This window comes from Coprococcus sp. AF51-11b1, assembly GCF_027682785.1.
GTDB lineage: Bacteria > Bacillota > Clostridia > Lachnospirales > Lachnospiraceae > Allocoprococcus > Allocoprococcus comes.
Genome location: NZ_JAQCZB010000005.1, coordinates 70760 through 89085, shown reverse-complemented (window position 1 = coordinate 89085; position 18326 = coordinate 70760). Strand labels below are relative to the sequence as shown.

Annotated in this window: 16 protein-coding genes; 2 read left to right on the top strand and 14 right to left on the bottom strand. The window is 43.4% G+C overall.

Annotation, left to right across the window (positions count from 1 at the left end):
* Positions 1-40: 40 nt before the first annotated feature.
* From PGY05_RS06690 to glgX, 6 genes are all read right to left on the bottom strand, one after another.
* On the bottom strand, positions 41-1072 hold the full coding sequence (locus tag PGY05_RS06690) for an XdhC family protein (protein WP_022220751.1): 1032 nt from the start codon (positions 1070-1072) through the stop codon (positions 41-43).
* Positions 1073-1082: 10 nt separating this feature from the next.
* Positions 1083-1355, bottom strand: a complete 273-nt coding sequence (locus PGY05_RS06685; RefSeq protein ID WP_055246508.1) for a hypothetical protein — start codon at positions 1353-1355, stop codon at positions 1083-1085.
* Positions 1319-1663 (bottom strand): hypothetical protein, encoded by a 345-nt coding sequence (locus PGY05_RS06680; RefSeq protein ID WP_022220753.1) that lies wholly within the window; start codon positions 1661-1663, stop codon positions 1319-1321. The genes PGY05_RS06685 and PGY05_RS06680 overlap by 37 nt, the downstream gene beginning before the upstream one ends.
* Before the next feature lie 18 nt (positions 1664-1681).
* Positions 1682-3172, bottom strand: coding sequence for a threonine synthase (thrC, locus tag PGY05_RS06675; RefSeq protein ID WP_270475551.1), 1491 nt, complete (start codon positions 3170-3172; stop codon positions 1682-1684).
* Between the two features lie 105 nt (positions 3173-3277).
* Positions 3278-5596 carry a VaFE repeat-containing surface-anchored protein gene (locus tag PGY05_RS06670; RefSeq protein ID WP_270475550.1) on the bottom strand — a complete coding sequence of 773 codons (2319 nt, stop codon included), beginning with the start codon at positions 5594-5596 and terminating at the stop codon, positions 3278-3280.
* Between the two features lie 96 nt (positions 5597-5692).
* Positions 5693-7795, bottom strand: coding sequence for a glycogen debranching protein GlgX (gene glgX, locus PGY05_RS06665; protein ID WP_270475549.1), 2103 nt, complete (start codon positions 7793-7795; stop codon positions 5693-5695).
* Positions 7796-7899: 104 nt separating this feature from the next.
* Between glgX and PGY05_RS06660 the strand changes: the two genes are divergently transcribed.
* Positions 7900-8796 carry a putative ABC transporter permease gene (locus PGY05_RS06660; protein ID WP_008371868.1) on the top strand — a complete coding sequence of 299 codons (897 nt, stop codon included), beginning with the start codon at positions 7900-7902 and terminating at the stop codon, positions 8794-8796.
* A gap of 105 nt (positions 8797-8901) precedes the next feature.
* On the opposite strand, the gene PGY05_RS06655 is transcribed toward PGY05_RS06660, so the two are convergent.
* From PGY05_RS06655 to pth, 5 genes are all read right to left on the bottom strand, one after another.
* Positions 8902-9735: a PHP domain-containing protein gene (locus PGY05_RS06655; protein WP_117555728.1), complete on the bottom strand. Its 834-nt coding sequence runs from the start codon at positions 9733-9735 to the stop codon at positions 8902-8904.
* A gap of 152 nt (positions 9736-9887) precedes the next feature.
* Positions 9888-10598: a transmembrane protein gene (locus PGY05_RS06650; protein ID WP_055246499.1), complete on the bottom strand. Its 711-nt coding sequence runs from the start codon at positions 10596-10598 to the stop codon at positions 9888-9890.
* A 46-nt stretch (positions 10599-10644) separates the two neighbouring features.
* On the bottom strand, positions 10645-11688 hold the full coding sequence (locus tag PGY05_RS06645) for a peptidylprolyl isomerase (protein WP_270475548.1): 1044 nt from the start codon (positions 11686-11688) through the stop codon (positions 10645-10647).
* Between the two features lie 113 nt (positions 11689-11801).
* A complete protein-coding gene (gene mfd, locus PGY05_RS06640; protein WP_195196386.1) occupies positions 11802-15152 on the bottom strand; it encodes a transcription-repair coupling factor in 3351 nt (1116 codons plus the stop codon).
* 16 nt (positions 15153-15168) lie between these two features.
* Positions 15169-15744, bottom strand: coding sequence for an aminoacyl-tRNA hydrolase (gene pth / locus PGY05_RS06635; RefSeq protein WP_055157387.1), 576 nt, complete (start codon positions 15742-15744; stop codon positions 15169-15171).
* Positions 15745-15895: 151 nt separating this feature from the next.
* On the opposite strand from pth, the gene PGY05_RS06630 reads away from it, so the two are divergent.
* On the top strand, positions 15896-16327 hold the full coding sequence (locus PGY05_RS06630) for an FMN-binding protein (protein WP_055246492.1): 432 nt from the start codon (positions 15896-15898) through the stop codon (positions 16325-16327).
* A 22-nt stretch (positions 16328-16349) separates the two neighbouring features.
* Here PGY05_RS06630 and PGY05_RS06625 read toward each other — a convergent pair whose 3' ends face one another.
* The 3 genes from PGY05_RS06625 to sigG form a co-directional block, all read right to left on the bottom strand.
* The gene (locus tag PGY05_RS06625) at positions 16350-16613 is read right to left on the bottom strand and encodes a hypothetical protein (protein ID WP_008371877.1); all 264 of its coding nucleotides are present in this window, start codon (positions 16611-16613) and stop codon (positions 16350-16352) included.
* Between the two features lie 49 nt (positions 16614-16662).
* Complete coding sequence (locus PGY05_RS06620; RefSeq protein WP_117555718.1) at positions 16663-17313, bottom strand: HAD family hydrolase; 651 nt, start codon at positions 17311-17313, stop codon at positions 16663-16665.
* A gap of 78 nt (positions 17314-17391) precedes the next feature.
* Complete coding sequence (gene sigG / locus PGY05_RS06615; RefSeq protein WP_173686714.1) at positions 17392-18174, bottom strand: RNA polymerase sporulation sigma factor SigG; 783 nt, start codon at positions 18172-18174, stop codon at positions 17392-17394.
* Positions 18175-18326 lie beyond the last annotated feature (152 nt).

The window sequence follows — 18326 nt, the reverse complement described above, 5'->3', positions numbered from 1 at the left end:
TTCGTCCATAAGAATCTCGCACAGCCTTTTCCATCCTTTCTTAATTCCAGAGTGGTTCCAGTAACACCTCGATCGTACCGCCGCAGACCATGCCTTCTTCCTCCGCATCATCTCCGGTCATATCCACATATTCTGTCTTTAGTCCTGTATTATTTTCATGCATCATGACTCTCGCTTTTCTTAAAACCTCTGCCTCCATACAGCCGCCTCCGATGGTTCCAACACAGCTGCCGTCTTCCAGGATCAGCATCTTGGATCCCACATTCCTTGGTGCAGAACCCTTTCTTGTAATGATCGTTGCAAGCATCTTCTTTCCCGGATGAACGATATCCAAGATTGCTTCCAGCAAGTCTTTCGGATAACCGCAGACTCTCTTGTTCTGATTCTTTACTTCGATAATCTCTGCCATGATCGCCACACCGATCTCCTCCGGTGTCTCAGCACCGATGTTCAAACCAATCGGACTTTTTATCTCGCCGATTACTTCCTGACTGCATCCTTTTTCAATCAGATTCTGCTTTACCATCGCACTTCTTCTCCGGCTTCCGATCATTCCGATATAAGCATGTTCCTTCCCAACGATCTTCTCCAGACAAACCTGATCATATCTGTGACCTCTGGTCAGTACAACAAAATACGTATCCTTGTCTCCTTCGATCTGATCCAGGGCATCTTCAAACGGCTGGCAGATCACTTCCGTTGCCCCCGCATTTCTGGCATGATCGGCAAACTGCGGACGATCTTCAAGAACCGTGACCTTCCATCCAAGCATAATCCCGATTTTGATCACCGGCACCGATACGTGACCACCGCCACAAATGACCAGATGCTCCTGCCCTCCAATTATATCACAAAACACCTGCTGCTCTCTGATTTCATAAAGTCCACATTTTTTCAAGTCACCTGCTTCTGAAAAATGTGCTGAAAAGAAACCGTTTTCTTTACTTTCCCAGATTATTTTTTTCTCTGCCAAAATTGCTTTTTCTCCGGCTGCGGATCCTTTTGCCACTGTCAAAAGAACGTAATCCCCCGGCTTTGGTAAATCTTTTAATATCTCAAATACATTTTCCATCAAATCTCATCTACCCTACTACATATTTATTCAGTCTGTCAAATGCTTCTTTTAATACGGTTCCATCCTGAAACGGATCGGAATCTTCCGGCATTTCATCTCTCGCATGACATTTTCTTTTATCCCCATCACATTTTCTCTGCCATGCAATACTTTTATTGTAACAAATTTTTCCGCCAAATGAAATAAGAAGGTGCAGCTCTTTTTGTCTGCACCTTCCCTTTTCCTTTATTTTGTGATCTGATTTTAAAAATACTTTGCATTCAGCTTTTTGACTGTCCATGCAAACCATACCAGTACTGCAAGTACCAGCACTAACATCACCCAGAATAATTTTCCTGTACTCTGCACATAAGTATTATACAGATCTTCTGCGCCGTACAAGATCAGCACTACCGCAAGCACAAGAAGCTTCGGTCCTGCTGCTGCCCTGTATGCTTCCTTATCCTTACACTTCTTTATATTCGTATCTTTTGGTACAAGAATTGATGTATTGATGATTCCTTTGAATTTAAGTTGAAACCATGCATACAGGCTATACAATCCCGCCCCAATACCAATGATCCCGAAAATTCCTTCCATTCCGTTCATTCTTTTGCCTTCTCCTGTCTATTTTACGCCAAGAATATTCTTAACAGTCTGCTCCATCTGATCCACATCACATTCCGTATTGTGACGGATCTCGGCATTCATGATCTCTTTGATGGCATTCGGAAGCTCTGTACCGGATACTTTCTGAAGCTCCTCGATCAGTTTGAAATCATCCTGTCCTTTATACTTCGGATCGATCGCTGACATAACGCTTCCTGCAAATTTGTATGGACTTGCTGTGGATGCGATTACTGTCTTTCTGTCATCTTTACTGTCTTCTCTGTAAACTTTATACACCGTTGCAGCTACCGCCGTATGGGTATCCATTACATAACCGGTATCTTCGTATATATCATGGATTGTCTTTGCGACCTGCTCTTCTGTCGCATATCCTGCCGCAAAATCAGCCAGGTTTGCTTTCATCTCACCTGTAATCGCGTAACTTCCCTTTGTCTTCAGCTCAGTCATAAGATCCGTATCTTTTCTTGCATCTTCTCCTGAGATCTTGTAGATCAGACGCTCTAAGTTGCTGGAGATCAGAATATCCATGGACGGAGATGTTGTAAGAACAAATTCTCGGTTACGGTCATAAGTTCCTGTCTGGAAGAAGTCATAGAGAACTTTGTTCTCATTGGATGCACAGATCAGCTTTGCAATCGGGATTCCCATATTCTTTGCGTAGTATGCAGCCAGAATATTTCCAAAGTTACCGGTCGGTACAACTACATTGATCTCTTCATCTTCCGCAATCTCTTCATTCTGAAGAAGCTTCGCATAAGCATATACATAATATACAACCTGCGGAACCAGACGTCCGATATTGATGGAGTTGGCAGATGAGAACTGGTAGCCTGCTTCATTTAACTCTTTTTCCAGCTCTTTGTTCTCGAACATTGCCTTCACACCGCTCTGTGCGTTGTCAAAGTTACCGTGGATCGCAACAACAGAAGTGTTGTCTCCTTTCTGTGTTACCATCTGCAGCTCCTGTACGCGGCTGACTCCGTTCTTCGGATAGAATACGATGATCTTAGTTCCTTCTACATCTGCAAATCCTGCAAGTGCAGCTTTTCCTGTATCCCCGGATGTTGCAGTCAGAATGACGATCTCATTCTTCACCTGATTCTTCTTTGCAGAAGTAGTCAGAAGGTGCGGAAGAATGGAAAGTGCCATATCTTTGAATGCGATCGTTGCTCCGTGGAACAGTTCCAGATAATAAGCATCCTCCACCTTCGCAAGCGGTGCAATCTCTTCGGTATCAAACTTACTGTCGTAAGCCTTTGCGATACAGCTCTTCAGCTCTTCTTCTGTAAAGTCTGTCAGGAATTCCTTCATAACTGTATATGCGATCTCCTGATAGGTCATCTCTTTGAGCTCACCAAGCGACACCGGAAGCTTCGGAATCGAAACCGGTACAAATAATCCGCCGTCATCTGCCAGCCCTTTTAAGATTGCCTGGGAAGCTGTTACTGTCTTTTCTGCATCTCTTGTACTCTTATAAAGTAAATTCATGGTTCTCCACCCTTCTTATTCTTTCTGATTCACTTCAGCAATCTGCTAAAGTATTTTCCTATTTAGCGATTATAGCATAAGAACCTTTCAAGTGCAATGCCATCCTTATCTGCGTTTCCACATTCGTCCCCACATCCGGCTCAGAAGAAAACACAGGAGCAGTGCCCCGGTCAGAATAACGCCTATCAGAAATACCAGAATCTTTACATAAGATCCATCTCCTGTTGCAACCGTCTTTGCTTTCTCAGTTTCCTTTGGCTTTTCCGGACTTTCCGGTTTTTCCTCTTCTACCTGCTTTTCCTTTTTATAGGTTACACTCTGTCCTTCGTCCTCCAGATCTGCGTGCACTGCAACCAGCTTCTCTTCCAGATACACTTCCTCAAATACAACAACCTGTTCTCCGTTAAGCTTCGTTGCATCAAACGTAAATTCCATCTGAAGTTCTCCGGAATCTGTATCCGGGATCAGCTTTTTCTCTGCGGTCACTTCTTTTCCATCCTGAAGAACCGGCTTTTTGGTCTCCTTATCCATTAATGTGCCTTTAACTACATATTCTTTTCCAATCTCCAGATTTTTCCATTTTACCCGATCTATGACCGTTACCTGTTCTGTCCGTTTCCCGTTATGCGTTCCCGTTTCCCGGTCAGATGCTCTTGTCCCGATCTCCGGTACGGGATATTCATCATTTGTCAGTGTCCCCAGATCAATTACTCGCATTTCCTTTGTTACTTCCACCTCAAACGCAGGAATCAGCATCCGGTCTTCATTATTTTTACAAGACAGTTCTTCCACCAGATACGTTCCGTAAGGAAGCGCTCCTCTTGTATTATCCGGAGTTCCTTCCCCAAACCAGATCCCATCTTCACTTGTCTTCCCCGCATTCGTGTTGACGGTATGTGGATTCCAGTACGCACCGGTCGAAGCCTCCCCGTTTTTGTCCGTCCGGATCACATGGCTCTCCCCAGTTGCCTGCGATGTGATCCGAAATGGGATATCCGCCAGTCTTTTCAAGGTTTTATCTGCCGCTTTCACCAGCTTTAAGTCCCCACGGATGAGCTTTTCCTTTATTTCCACTGGATTCCATATTTTCAGGGCTTTATAGCTTCCATTTTGCTCCGTTCCAGTCCTGATACAATGTGTAACGGTGTCCACCAGATACCCTTCCGGCGCATGCATCTCCCATACCGTAATCGTTCCAAGCGGAAGCTCGTTATTTTCAAAAAACGGATCTCCGCTGATCAGGTGCGCCTCATCTATCCGGACCACACCATCCGCATCCGACTTCAGCTTCCAACTCCTAAGCGGCACCTTCACACCGATCTCATTTTGATTGTCAAAAAAGCTATCAAAAAATGCCACATGAAATTCTGCTCCCGCAAGAGAAAGTCCTGCCTGCGCCTGCCCTTTCCCTGTTTCCGCATCCTGCTTCCGGATCAGGATTTCCACCTTTGTCTTTTCCGGTTCATCCTGACACTCATAGGTCACGGTCTGTCCGGCATTCACCGTGATCTGCCGCAGCTTTGTGTCCAATACATAACCTTTCGGTGCTTTAGTCTCTTTGATGTCATAGGAACCCTCCGGCAGATTTTCTGCCTTCCCATATCCTTTCTTGTCTGTCCGGATTACGCAGACTGCCTCGGATGTCCCACTTTTACAGACGGTATACTCTGCCCCTTCCAGTGAGTAGAGCTGATTATCAGCCGTAATCTCTGACCTTGCAGAGCTCTTCATGATCTCCAGGCTTCCATTATGGGTTGTCTTAAAAAGATATACCGTTGATCTGGATTTTGCCACAAGCTGTGAAATCTGATTGCCACTCGACGGGATAGATGCCGAATGCCAGAACCGGTTATCGTTGCTATTATCTCCCCAGAAAAATCCGATATGGCAGTCTGCATCTTCTTCCTCCCAAGAAACCGGCTCAAAATAGATCACATCTCCTTTTTGCGCTTTTCCGCCCGCAAGCAGCTCCTCAATGGTGTTGTAATGATAGGATTCCACGGCATTGTCTGTCATCCAATGAAACCAGTTGCTCGCATTGACCTTGCCGCCACGGAGACTTCCTTTGTCAATTTCTGACAGATCCGCTCCACATTTTTCCAGAACATAAGCGACAAACCCGGTACAGTTCATTGCCCCATTTCCACCGTAGGCTCCGTTCGGACGCATGCAGTTCTCTGCTGTCAGAGGATATCCGCTGTAAGGCGTTCCCAGATAATAACCGTCCTTTTCGTGTTTTTTTAACTCCTCAAGCACTTTTCCCGGCTCTGCTCCTAATTTTTCATCAAGTTTTACAATCGTTTCTTTTTTTGCGATTCTCTCTGCTGAGTTTGCAGATACGACAGGCATACTGCTGCCCGACAATGATACTACCGCCAGAATCACACTTAGTATTCCGGCAAAATGATTCTTCATATATTTCATAAAAGTTTCTCCTTCTGCCTTTTCAGGTCAGAAAAGAGAATATAAAAGACGAGTACCCTTACTATAAAGGAAGAGTACCCGCTTGTCAATAGTATTTTATTGTTGATCTGCCTCCAGAACGATCACACTTCTCGGTCCCACAAGAATTCTTTCCTCCGAAATCCGTACCGGATTCTGATAAATTTCCTGCTTTTTATCTCCAGTATTTGCCGCCACATGCCAACTATATCCGCCCGGAAGTTGTGGAAGTTCTACCCAGACACCTTCCCAGTATGGATTCATCAGAAGATACACACAGTCTTCTTTTGCCATTTTGTTATCATATCCGGCAAACATGACTGCCGCCGTCCGGATCTCCGGTCTGGAAAAGTCCAGTTTCCACGGCACTTCACCGTGAAAGCTGATCTCCGGAAATCCAAGACTGCTCGCCCCTGCATCTCCTGTGATCGACGGATGCCGTTTCCGAAATGCCGTCATATAAGCACAAAAATCAAATACATCCTGAAACTTTTCTTTTCTTGTCCAGTCCAGCCAGGAAATCTCGTTATCCTGACAGTAGGCATTATTATTCCCGAACTGAGTATTGCCAAACTCATCACCTGCAAGGAACATCGGTGTCCCTCTGCTGCAAAGCAGGATCGCAAAAGCATTTTTCATCATCCGGTGGCGCAGTTCAACAACCATCACCTGATCAGTGTCCCCCTCTGCCCCACAGTTCCAGCTCCGGTTATCGTCACTTCCATCAAGATTTCCCCATCCATTAGCCTCATTATGCTTCTGGTTATACGAATAAAGATCATACAGGGTAAATCCATCATGGCAGGTCAGAAAATTCACAGAAGCATGTTTTCCGCGGATTCTGGTATCATAGATGTCCGGAGAACCGGCAATTCTCTGAAGCGCTGCTCCTGCTGCCCAAAGTCCCCCTTTTAAATATTCCCGCACGTCATCCCGGTATCTTCCGTTCCATTCTGACCATCTGCGGAATGCCGGAAAACTTCCGACCTGATAAAGTCCGCCGGCATCCCACGCCTCCGCGATCAGCTTTGTGTCTGCAAGCAGCGAATCATAGGCAAGATTCTTTACGAGTGGTGGATTTTCCATCGGTGACCCATCCTCATTTCTTCCCAGGATCGAGGCAAGATCAAACCGGAAGCCGTCCACCCGGTACTCTGCCACCCAGTATCGCAGACAATCCTGGATCATTTTGATCACCACCGGATGATTACAATTCACAGTATTTCCACAGCCACTGAAATTATAATATTTTCCATCGGGTGTCAACATATAATAAATCTGATTGTCAAATCCTTTAAACGAAATAAACGGTCCGCATTCATTTCCTTCTGCCGTATGGTTAAACACCACATCCAGGATTACTTCAATCTGGTTATCATGCAGTTCCCGGATCAGTTCTTTTAATTCTACTCCTTCCCGGTTGTATTCCGTTGATGCTGCATAGCTCGTATTCGGCGCAAAAAAGCTGACTGTATTATACCCCCAGTAATCAATCAGTTTCTTTCCATCAACCTCACGACTCCCCTGCAGTTCATCAAATTCAAAGATCGGCATTAGCTCCACCGCATTAATCCCCAGTGTTTTCAGATAAGGAATTTTTTCTTTGATTCCGGCAAAGGTTCCAGGATGACGGACACTTTTGTCCATCTTCGTGAATCCCCTGACATGCATCTCATAGATGATCAGTTTTTCCATCGGGATCTTATCCGGCTTTTCACTGCCCCAGAAGAAATTATTCCGAACTACTCTGGCACGATATCCCCCTGTATTTAGTGCTTTTCCCCATACACTCTGCCCGGTAACTGCCTTTGCATACGGATCCAGTAAAATATGCTTTTTATCAAACAGCAGACCTTCCTTTGGTTTCCACGGTCCATCCAGCCTGTACGCATATTCAAATTCTTCAATATCCAGTCCAAATACCATCATGGAAAATACATCCCCGATCCGGCAGTTTTCCGGGAATGGGATCACCGCATAAGGTTCTGGTTCCTTTCTGTGAAACAGAAGAAGTTCACATGTCACAGCCCCTTTTGAATGCACTGTAAAATTAACTGCCGACTGAAATGCAGTCGCACCCTCATCACGATACAGTCCGGGACAGATTTCAAATCCATTTACATTTTCTGTCGGAACCCATCTTGGCATCATTTCTTCCAGCATTTTACCAGCTCCTTCCATGTCATGTTTTCAGTATAGCACATTTTTCCGTTTACACATCTTTCCTTTCTGTATATAATATAAAGGATTACATATTTTTTGCAGCAGACTCAAGGAGGTTTTTTATGACTGCACAGCATCTATATTATTTATTTCAGTGCTTCTTTATATATGCCTTTTTAGGCTGGTGTACAGAAGTTGCGTTTGCCGCTTTTAAAGAACGTCGTTTTGTCAACCGTGGATTCTTAAATGGCCCGATCTGTCCGGTATACGGTTTCGGCGTGGTTGCAGTCATTCATTTTCTGACACCGCTTCGTTCCAACCTGCTCCTGCTATATCTCGGAAGTGCTATTCTTGTTACTGCAATCGAATGGCTGACCGGGTTCATTCTCGAAAAGGTTTTCCATAACAAATGGTGGGATTATTCTAATATGCCGCTCAATCTGAATGGATATGTGTGCCTTTTGTTTTCTCTGATCTGGGGAGTGTTCTGTGTTTTCATCGTAGATGTATTCCATCCACTGATTGACACACTGCTCTCACACATTCCTTTCCTTGTCGGTATCATTCTTGTATGTATTCTGGTGATTGCCGGACTTGCCGATCTCTATGTAACAGCATCCGGTATCCTGAAGCTCAACAAACGTCTTGAAAAAATGCAGGCCATTGCAGACGAACTTCATCAGATTTCCGACAAGCTTGGTGAATCAATCTACAAGCGTACCATTACAGCTATGGAAAAACAGGAAGAGTTCAAAGATACTGTATCTGAGAAGCAGGAAGAATTTAAATCTGCTATTTCCGAAAAACAGGAAGCAATTTCAGACACTCTTGCCGATGTTTCTGACGAAGTAAAAGAACGGATTGCTCTTCTTCGCAGAAGCTACCTGGAAAATGTCAAAGCAACTTCTCATATGCAGAAGCGTATCATGAAAGCTTTCCCGAAAATGCAGAGCCGCAACTACAAAGAATCCTTTGAAGATCTTAGAAACAAACTGAAGGAAATGTCTCTCAAAAAATAACAGGCTGTAAAAAATCCATCTGGTTTTCTTTTAAAAAAAGAAATCAGATGGATTTTTTATCTTTAAAATTATGATGTGAGTATCAAAAGTAAATTTTGCCACTCACTAATGTTTCCTCTTGATCTTGTCCAGATACGGAATCTCGATTGGATCGATTGCATCAAGTGGCTGTTCTTTATTGATCTTCTTTTTGCGTGTGTGCTTTTTCAGAAGTGCACCACCCCGGTTATAAAACCAGAAAGAAAAGATCAGAAGTTTATTGAATTTTCCAATTTTGTCTTTTGTCGTCTTCGTGTAATACTCCCCACCAGACTGGATCTCTCCTTTTTCCCTGATCTGCCGGATCAGATCCAGCTCTGTCTCAATCCGTACCGGAAATTCCGTATACCCCATGCCGACGCAGTCCAGCTTATGCGCATCACTTCCTCCGGTTCCCGGTTTTCCATATTTTTCAGCAAGATACTTCGCCCCTTCATTGGACTGTGGTGGCTCACATGCATTGAAAGTCTCTATAAAATCAAATTTTTCAATCAACTCCGGAGATTTCTGCCATCTTTTCGTATTCGTAAAACTCAGATACTTTTCCCCACACGGATGTGCCGGTCCACAGATTCCTCCATTGTGATGCACAAAATCAATCAGCAGCGAAAGCGGAAGCCCTCTCAGCTCCAGAAGGCGCATCTTTACTCCCTGTGGCATAATGATCAGAATGTGCCCCGCATCCAGTGTATCATACTCTATTCCTTTCAATACGACAAAATCTTTGTATTTTCTCCCTTTGATCGTATTCTTCCAGTGCCGATATCCATTATAGGTGTCATGATCTGTAACCAGCATTCCGCCAATGCCTTTAGACTGCAGCTTTTTAATAAATTCTTCAATCGGCACTTTGCTGTCAATTGATCCTTCTCTTACATGACAATGCATATCTATCTTCATATTTTCATCTCCAGATCTTATATCGTTGATACTATTTTTATTATACCTCTTTTTTTATAACGCTGCAAGAAATACCGTTTTCTTCCAGCCATTCCGGATCAGATGCAAAAGAGGATGTATCACATTCTGATACATCCTCTCATCCATCTTATCTATTCTTCATCCTCGTCATCATCATCATCCAGATCGATCAGCATGGTTCTTGCCATCTCTATTTCTTCTTCTTTTGATGTTTCTTTCTTGATCGCATTTGCTCTTCGAACCTGCTTCTTGTTGATCTCACTTGACTTCATGATAAACTGGATCACGATTCCGATAAATGTAATCCCAATCGAAATGATCCACATGAAAATCACATTTTTCAGACCTGCCAGATCATAGATCATCATTCCTGCTCCAAAACCGCCTGCTAATGCCGTCGCAATAATCACAAACGGTTCAAACCAGATCATCGCAAGGATTGCGAAAATCAGTCCGACTGCTCCGCAGACTGCCAGCATGATCCAGTTTCCCGCATTTGTAATCGCAAGTACTGTGCCAGCCATTCCCAGAAAGCATACCCAGAAAGCTCCGAATTTCTTAAATACACTGTTCAGTATTGCAAAAACCAAACCCGCAACTCCGGCTGCGATCAGTACCGGAACAGCTTCCAGTCCCATAAGATATGTCACGGCAAATCCAAGCAATGCCCCTGCAACAAATCCAATCACTGCATTCCAGACACGGATCAGCTTCAAACCTAAAATTCCAATGAAAACTGATATAACAATTGATACCGCCGAAACAATCACGGCTTCTTTTCCTGCTATAAATACCGCACTGTTTCCCATGATATCCTTCAATACTATACCTATTGATTCCATCCTAATCTCTCCTCCTGTCGTACTTTCCTGTTGTTAAGTCAGACGCTTATTTTGATGAAGAGTCTGAAGATGTATCTGTATCTTCGGTCGTGCTCTTAACCGTTACGCCCTGATCAGCAAAACTGATCGTATTCCATACTTTTTTATGTACTTTAATATCCGTTTTCTTTTTCCATTTCTTACAAATTGACTGATACTGGTCACTCTTTCTCTGTGATACAATGGACTCTTTCTTGGTATCCGTTGCATCACGGTCAAGAAGGCTGACTACTTTTGCAACATAATAGCCATTGTCTGCTTCGATCACGTCTGTTACTTCGCCTTCTTTTAACTTATCAGCAGCTTTGATCAGATCTTCGTTTGGCGATGTCGTATCCGAGTCAAATGTCAGATCGGTGGCTGATGCACCTACTGCTGTTGCAAATACAGAAAAATCTTCTGCCGAAGCCGCATCTTTCTGGAAATCTTCTGCTTTCTTTTTCACTTCTGCTTTTTCGTCATCTGACATATCTGTCGATTTTCCATCACTGCCCGTTGTCTTTGTAGAGAACAGCACATACTGCATTTTCTTCTGTGCTGCTTCCTCATCGGATACATTCGTATCTACATCCGCAGTCATGGCAGTTTCCATCTTCTTCTGAAGTGTCAGAAGTTCCAGTACTTTCTTTACCGTCTTTTCATCGCCTGATACTGCATCTTTTGCAGCACTGTCATTGCTGTCAGTAAATTTCTTCGCAGCATCCTCGATGCTTTTTTCCTCATCATCACTTAGCGAAACTTTATAATCATCCTTGTGCTCATCCAGAACATACATTTCTTCCAGAGAATCCATGATTGAATCCTTATAATTCTCTTCATAAGTCTTTCCGTCTGTAACTTCTTTTCCCCAAAAATTATCTCCCAGATAACTGCTATATGTTGTTTCAAACTGCGCCTGCTGATATCTTGCAAAAAAGTTCGCCACATCTGCAGTCACTTTCTCATCTCCGACTTCTACCACTGTATCCTGTCCGTTAAACTTGCTTCCACATCCGTTTAAAGATGCAATGCAGGCAACTGCCAGTATACAGGCAACCACTCTTTTTTTCATTTATAAAATTTCCTCCTTGATCTTCTCTCCATTGTACACACTTCTTCACTATGCACTCGTATAGTATATCTTTTTTTTACCTTACTGGCAATCTTTTTCATAAAAAATACACATTATTCTTCGACAAGTCCCTGTATATCTTCGACAATTTTTCCTGCATTTTCAAGAATCTGCTCTGCTTTTTCTTTTTTATTTTTCCGAAGTTTACAATAAATAAAATATGGATTTTCTGCATCTGTCTTAAATGTCAGTTCTCCCTTATATTTTGCCAGCAGTTCCGGAATCTTTGCTACATTTACCCTTGCCTTCTCATACATGGTAAATTTGTATTCATCGCCTTTTTGCTCTACCGAAATCACATAAGCCGCATGTGCTTTCGCCTTCAGCTGCGCGATCATCAGAAGCTGCTGCACCTTGCGTGGCGGATCGCCGAAACGGTCAATCAGTTCTTCTAGCATATCTTCCTGTTCTTCTTCTGTCTCAATTGCTGCGATCCGTTTATAGATATCCAGCTTCTGATACTCATTCGGAATATAAGATGCCGGAATATAAGCATCAATATTCAGATCCACGTTTGTCGCATAGGTTTCTTCCGGGATCTCTCCCTTCAGGTGACGGACTGCCTCACTTAACATCTTACAGTAAAGATCGTATCCCACTGCATCCATATGTCCATGCTGTTCCTCCCCAAGCAGGTTTCCTGCCCCACGGATTTCCAGATCCCGCATGGCGATTTTTACACCAGAGCCAAGATCTGTAAACTCACGAATTGCCGAAAGACGTTTTTCTGCAACCTCCCGGAGCATTTTGTCTCTTCTGTACAAAAGAAATGCATATGCCATACGGTTCGATCTTCCAACTCTTCCACGTAGCTGATAAAGCTGGGAGAGCCCCATCCGATCTGCATCATGGATGATCATGGTATTGGCATTGGAAATGTCAAGACCAGTCTCGATGATCGTCGTCGATACCAGAACATCAATTTCTCCATTGATGAAATCGTACATAATATCTTCTAACTTGTGTTCCCGCATCTGCCCGTGTGCATATGCCACATTTGCATCCGGCACAAGTTTCTGGATCTTCGCTGCCATTTCAGCTATATCCTGGACACGGTTATAGACATAGTACACCTGTCCCTGGCGGGAAATTTCTCTTTCGATTGCCTCCCGGACCATCTCATCATTCTCCTCCATCACATAGGTCTGGATCGGCATCCGGTCAATTGGTGCTTCTTCCAGCACACTCATGTCACGGATTCCGATCAGACTCATATGAAGCGTTCGGGGAATCGGTGTTGCCGTAAGTGTCAGAACATCAATATTTTCCTTCAGCTTTTTGATCTTTTCTTTATGCTGTACTCCAAAACGCTGTTCCTCATCAATGATCAGAAGTCCCAGATCTTTAAATGCCACATCCTTACTCAATACCCGGTGGGTTCCAATGATGATATCAACCTGTCCCTTTTTCAAATCTTCGATCGTTTTTTTCTGTTGTGCAGGTGTGCGGAAACGGCATAACAGATCCACCCTTACCGGAAATTCTTTCATCCGTTGCACAAAAGTGTTGTAATGCTGCTGTGCAAGAATCGTAGTAGGGACCAGATAGACAACCTGCTTGTTCTCCTGCACTGCCTTGAATGCTGCCCGGATTGCAATCTCTGTCTTTCCAAATCCCACATCCCCACAGATCAGACGATCCATGATCTTTGGACTTTCCATATCCCGTTTTGTTGCCTCGATTGCAAGCTGTTGATCCTCCGTTTCCTCAAATGGAAACATTTCTTCAAATTCTTTCTGCCAGACCGTGTCCTTTTCATAGACAAATCCTTCTTTGGACTGCCGTACTGCATAGAGTTCCACCAGATCTTTGGCAATCTGCCAGACTGCTGTCTTTACCTTGCTCTTCGTGCGATGCCATTCCTGTCCTCCAAGTTTGTTAAGTTTCGGCTTTTTAGCATCTGCACTGGCATACTTCTGGATCTGGTCAAGCTGTGTGGCAAGAATATAAAGATTTCCACCATCAGCATACGAAATCTTCATATAATCCTTTGTCACCTTATCAACTTCTATCTTTTCAATTCCCCGGTAGATTCCAAGTCCATGATTCTCATGCACTACATAGTCTCCCGGTTTCAGATCCGAAAAGCTGCTTATTTTCTGTCCATCATAACTTTTTCGTTTCTTTTTCTTCTTTGTCTTTCCAAAAATATCTGACTCAGATATGACAATAAATTTAATCATCGGGTACTCGTATCCGACTTCTATATGCCCGTAGCATACCATGATCTCCCCTGGATTCACTTCACGTTCCTGATCCTCACTGTAAAAACTGCTCAGATCATAATCACGTAGATCCTCTGCCAGACGTTTTGCTCTTGTTCTGGACCCAGAAATCAGAACCGCCCGGTATCCGTTCCTTTTCAGTCTTTTGAGATCCTGTGTCAGCATCTCAAAGCTGCTGTTATACGGGTTAACGCTTTTTGCCTGGATCCCAAACCGCTTTTTCACAAAAAATGGCTTACATTTCATTTCCAGAGCACACATCCCGATCATACAGAATTTGTTCAGAAATTTTATAATTTCATCAGTCGTAAAAAATTCCGGAGCTTCTTCCATTTCCCCGGTCCTTTCCATTTCTTCTGCACGGTTCTCTCTCGCTTTTTCCACTTCATTTTCTGCCAGACGCCCTTTTTCCAGAAGCCTTGCTGGTTCATCCAGGAACACCAGTGTGTCCTTCGGATCAAAGTAGTTGATAAAAGAAACTTTCCGGTCACTTCCCAGTCTGTCATCTGCCGGATAAATAACGATCTGTTCCAGATTCTCTACAGATCTCTGGCTGTCCACGTCAAAAGTCCGTATTGAATCCACTTCATCTCCCCAGAATTCAATACGGATCGGCAATTCCTCGGTAAGTGGGTAAATATCAATGATTCCACCACGAACTGCAAACTGCCCCGGACCATCCACCTGGGCTTCCCTGTCATATCCAAGTTTTATGATCTTCTCCTTCAGCGATTCAAATTCCAGCGCCTCCCCATTGGAAATGGTCAGAATGTCTCCTTTTATTTCTGCTTCCGATGGCAGTTCATCCATGAATCCGTCAATCGTTGTAATGACCGTAACCTGGCTTTTTGCCTCCATCATCATCTGCAAGGTTTCCATCCGCTGTTTGACCAGCTGTTTTCCGTGGATATCTGCCTGATAAAAAAGGAGATCCTTTGCCGGATAATAGCTGGTATTTTCATTTAAGAAACGATATTCTTCGTATAATTTTTTTGCTTTATCTTCACTGGAAAGAACGATCAATGTATGCCCATAACCTTTTCCAAGCGCATACATCAAATGCGTTTTCTGTGATGTCACACACCCGGAAAGAAGCAGCATGCCCGGTTCCCGTCCACGCTCTTCACAGATTTCTTCAATCTCTGCCAGTTCAGATAAAGGAGCCGTAAGTGCATGCATCGCTTTTTGCCTCCTCTTATTCTTTCTTTTTCTGGTTATATTCGTTCATTGCCTGATCGATTGCTCCCTGCATGATCAGAGCAGAAGCTTCACAGGCAAGATCATATCCTTCTTCCATAAGTACACGGTCCTCTTTGGAAAATTTTCCAAGAACATAATCAGCAAGATCATATCCTTTCGGTTTTTCTCCCACACCTACCTTGATCCGTGGAAATACACTACTTCCTAAATTGGCAATGATATTTTTGATTCCGTTATGTCCACCGGCACTTCCTTTTCTGCGGATCCTGAGTTGTCCGACTTCCAGACTGATATCATCATAAATTACAAGAAGTTCTTCTTCCGGATCGATCTTGTAATATTCCACCAGACTACGGATACTCTCTCCACTTAGGTTCATATAAGTCTGCGGCTTCACAAGAAGCACTTTCTGTCCCTCGATCACTCCTTTTCCGATGAGGGCACGGTGTTTTTTAGTATCGACTGCTATCTGGTATTTCTCCGCCAGGCGGTCCACCACATCAAATCCAACATTATGTCTTGTCCCCTGATACTTTTCATCCGGGTTTCCAAGTCCTGCAATTATAAACATTCTATTCACCTCTGCTTTTTCTCTTTCCTGATTCTACTAAATCCTTTCTCTTTTGTCACGCATTTCTCATGCATAAACTATTTTTTCTTTTCATATAGTTTATTAAGCGGCATAACCTGCCGAAATTCCATACTGCCTAAGGAGGTTCTTTATGAATTCCAAAACAAAAATCATCGTACTTCACATGAAAGAAATTATCTATACTGTTATTTTTGCCACTTTAGGTATTCTCATCCTCTGCCTTTTATTCTTTATGTTCTCCGGAGACCGGCATTCCTCTGTATCCGACAAAAAATATACTCCCGGCGTTTATACCTCTTCTTTTACACTCGGAAATGAAGATCTGGAACTGGAAGTTTCTGTCTCTGACACCTCTATCAATTCCATCCGCATTTCCAATCTAAGTGAGACGGTAACTGCCATGTATCCTCTTCTTCAGCCATCTCTTGAGAATCTGGCTGACCAGATCTGTAAATCCCAGTCCCTTGATCATCTTACACTTTCAAGTGACAGTCCCTATACTTCTCAGCTTCTTCTCAACACCATCCGTGATGCGCTCAAAAAAGCTGCGGCAACCAACTGATGCCGCAGCTCTTTTCCTTTTATTAACCTTCCACGATCAGATACTGTCCGTTCGGAAGTGCGAATACTTCTGAAGCCTCTTCCAGCTCTTCATCACTCATACCACTGATGTCCGCTCCGCTTTCATCCAGATAATCTCTCACATCCTTGATAGAATCTACAACAACCGCCATACAGTCTTCCAAAAACGCTTCTGCCTCTTCCAGTGTCTCTGCAACCGGCTCATCAAAAAGCTGTGACTGCATATTCAGGAATGTCTGCAGACATTCTTCATCATACTCATACATACAGGCAACCCTCCCTTATCTTTCTCACAGAAAAATTTTCTCATCTGAACTATAAATAGTTAAGCAATTCTTCAGCATGTGCAATTGTTGCATCTGCTCCTGTCTCCACAAGAAGTTCTTTGGTCCGGAATCCCCATTCTGCTCCGACTGTAAACATACCGGCAGCTTTCCCTGTCTTCATATCTACATCCGAGTCTCCTATGTATATTCCTTCTTCCGGCGATACCCCTAATTTATCAAGTATCCACAGAAGTCCTTCCGGATCCGGTTTCTTCGGAAATTCACCCGACTGCCCCTGAATATGGTCAAAATATCCTTTTCCAAATGTACTTTCCACTACATCGATCGCCTGCAAATGTGGTTTGTTGGAAAATACTGCAATCTTTATTCCCTTCTTCTTCAGTGAATCTAACATCTGAACAACGCCATCATAAGGACGTACATGGTACATACAATTTTCTCCAAAGATTCTGCTGTACACTTCCATACCTTCTTCAATCCTCTTAAGCTCTGTGTCTCCGGACGCACGAAGTGCACGTTCCATAAGGCATCTGGCTCCATCCCCAACGAAGCTTCGGCACTGATCTTTGGTAATCGTCTCAAGTCCCATTTCTTCTAACGTCTTATTCGTTGAATAAGTCAGCGAATCCAGCGTATTTGTCAAAGTTCCATCCAAGTCAAAAATACACGCTTTATACATTGCTGTTCTCCTGTTCTTCTGTTCTATGATTATAATAGTATGAACCTTGACAAATTTCAACTGGAAATCTCTATTTTTCTATTCACTTCGCAGATATTGTCGCATAGCCCTGAGTGCATTCTTTTCCAGGCGGCTTACCTGTGCCTGTGAGATTCCGATTTCTTCTGCTACCTCCATCTGCGTTTTACCTTCAAAAAAACGAAGTCTGATAATATGCCTCTCCCTTTTTCCGAGTCGGTCCATTGCCGCCTGAAGAGACAGCTTCTCCACCCATCTGTCTTCTTTGTTCCTTTTGTCACTGATCTGGTCCATCACATACATAGCATCTCCATTGTCATTATATACCGGCTCATTTAAGCTGACTGGCATCTGGATTGCATCCAGCGCATAGACGATCTCTTCCTTTGCGATCCCAATTTCCTCTGCAATTTCCTGAACAGTAGGTTCTTTCTGGTTTACTTTGACATAATTTTCTTTCGCGTAAATGGCTTTATATGCCGTATCACGAAGTGACCTGCTAACACGGATCGAATTATTGTCCCGGATGAACCGCCGGATTTCTCCAATGATCATCGGTACCGCATAAGTTGAAAATTTTACTTCCAGCTCCGGATTGAAATTATTGATTGCCTTGATCAGTCCGATGCACCCGATCTGAAACAGATCATCCGGATTTTCACTGCTTCCCGAAAAGCGTTTGATCACACTGAGTACCAGACGCAGATTTCCTTTGATATACTGTTCTTTTGCCTCCTCATCCCCCGCTTTGATCTTCTCAAAAAGCACCTCTTTTTCCCCGTCGCTAAGCAGGGGAAGCTTTGCTGTATTTACACCACAGATTTCTACTTTATTAAGTACCATCTCAATAAACCTCCAAATCTTTACTGGTATAAATTTTTCTCAAAACTGTTTTTATTTATTCGATTCCCACTAAAATATTAAAAATATCGCTCCTTGACTTTTCCCATACTCTTCTGAAAGAATATACATCTTAGTAATATTGTCTGATTTTC

What these genes read in the sequence shown, in the direction of transcription:
- PGY05_RS06690 (WP_022220751.1), bottom strand. Translation starts at nt 1,072, where the DNA reads ATGGAAAATGTATTTGAGATATTAAAAGATTTACCAAAGCCGGGGGAT.
- PGY05_RS06685 (WP_055246508.1), bottom strand. Translation starts at nt 1,355, where the DNA reads ATGGACAGTCAAAAAGCTGAATGCAAAGTATTTTTAAAATCAGATCAC.
- PGY05_RS06680 (WP_022220753.1), bottom strand. Translation starts at nt 1,663, where the DNA reads ATGAACGGAATGGAAGGAATTTTCGGGATCATTGGTATTGGGGCGGGA.
- thrC (WP_270475551.1), bottom strand. Translation starts at nt 3,172, where the DNA reads ATGAATTTACTTTATAAGAGTACAAGAGATGCAGAAAAGACAGTAACA.
- PGY05_RS06670 (WP_270475550.1), bottom strand. Translation starts at nt 5,596, where the DNA reads ATGAAATATATGAAGAATCATTTTGCCGGAATACTAAGTGTGATTCTG.
- glgX (WP_270475549.1), bottom strand. Translation starts at nt 7,795, where the DNA reads ATGGAAGGAGCTGGTAAAATGCTGGAAGAAATGATGCCAAGATGGGTT.
- PGY05_RS06660 (WP_008371868.1), top strand. Translation starts at nt 7,900, where the DNA reads ATGACTGCACAGCATCTATATTATTTATTTCAGTGCTTCTTTATATAT.
- PGY05_RS06655 (WP_117555728.1), bottom strand. Translation starts at nt 9,735, where the DNA reads ATGAAGATAGATATGCATTGTCATGTAAGAGAAGGATCAATTGACAGC.
- PGY05_RS06650 (WP_055246499.1), bottom strand. Translation starts at nt 10,598, where the DNA reads ATGGAATCAATAGGTATAGTATTGAAGGATATCATGGGAAACAGTGCG.
- PGY05_RS06645 (WP_270475548.1), bottom strand. Translation starts at nt 11,688, where the DNA reads ATGAAAAAAAGAGTGGTTGCCTGTATACTGGCAGTTGCCTGCATTGCA.
- mfd (WP_195196386.1), bottom strand. Translation starts at nt 15,152, where the DNA reads ATGCATGCACTTACGGCTCCTTTATCTGAACTGGCAGAGATTGAAGAA.
- pth (WP_055157387.1), bottom strand. Translation starts at nt 15,744, where the DNA reads ATGTTTATAATTGCAGGACTTGGAAACCCGGATGAAAAGTATCAGGGG.
- PGY05_RS06630 (WP_055246492.1), top strand. Translation starts at nt 15,896, where the DNA reads ATGAATTCCAAAACAAAAATCATCGTACTTCACATGAAAGAAATTATC.
- PGY05_RS06625 (WP_008371877.1), bottom strand. Translation starts at nt 16,613, where the DNA reads ATGTATGAGTATGATGAAGAATGTCTGCAGACATTCCTGAATATGCAG.
- PGY05_RS06620 (WP_117555718.1), bottom strand. Translation starts at nt 17,313, where the DNA reads ATGTATAAAGCGTGTATTTTTGACTTGGATGGAACTTTGACAAATACG.
- sigG (WP_173686714.1), bottom strand. Translation starts at nt 18,174, where the DNA reads ATGGTACTTAATAAAGTAGAAATCTGTGGTGTAAATACAGCAAAGCTT.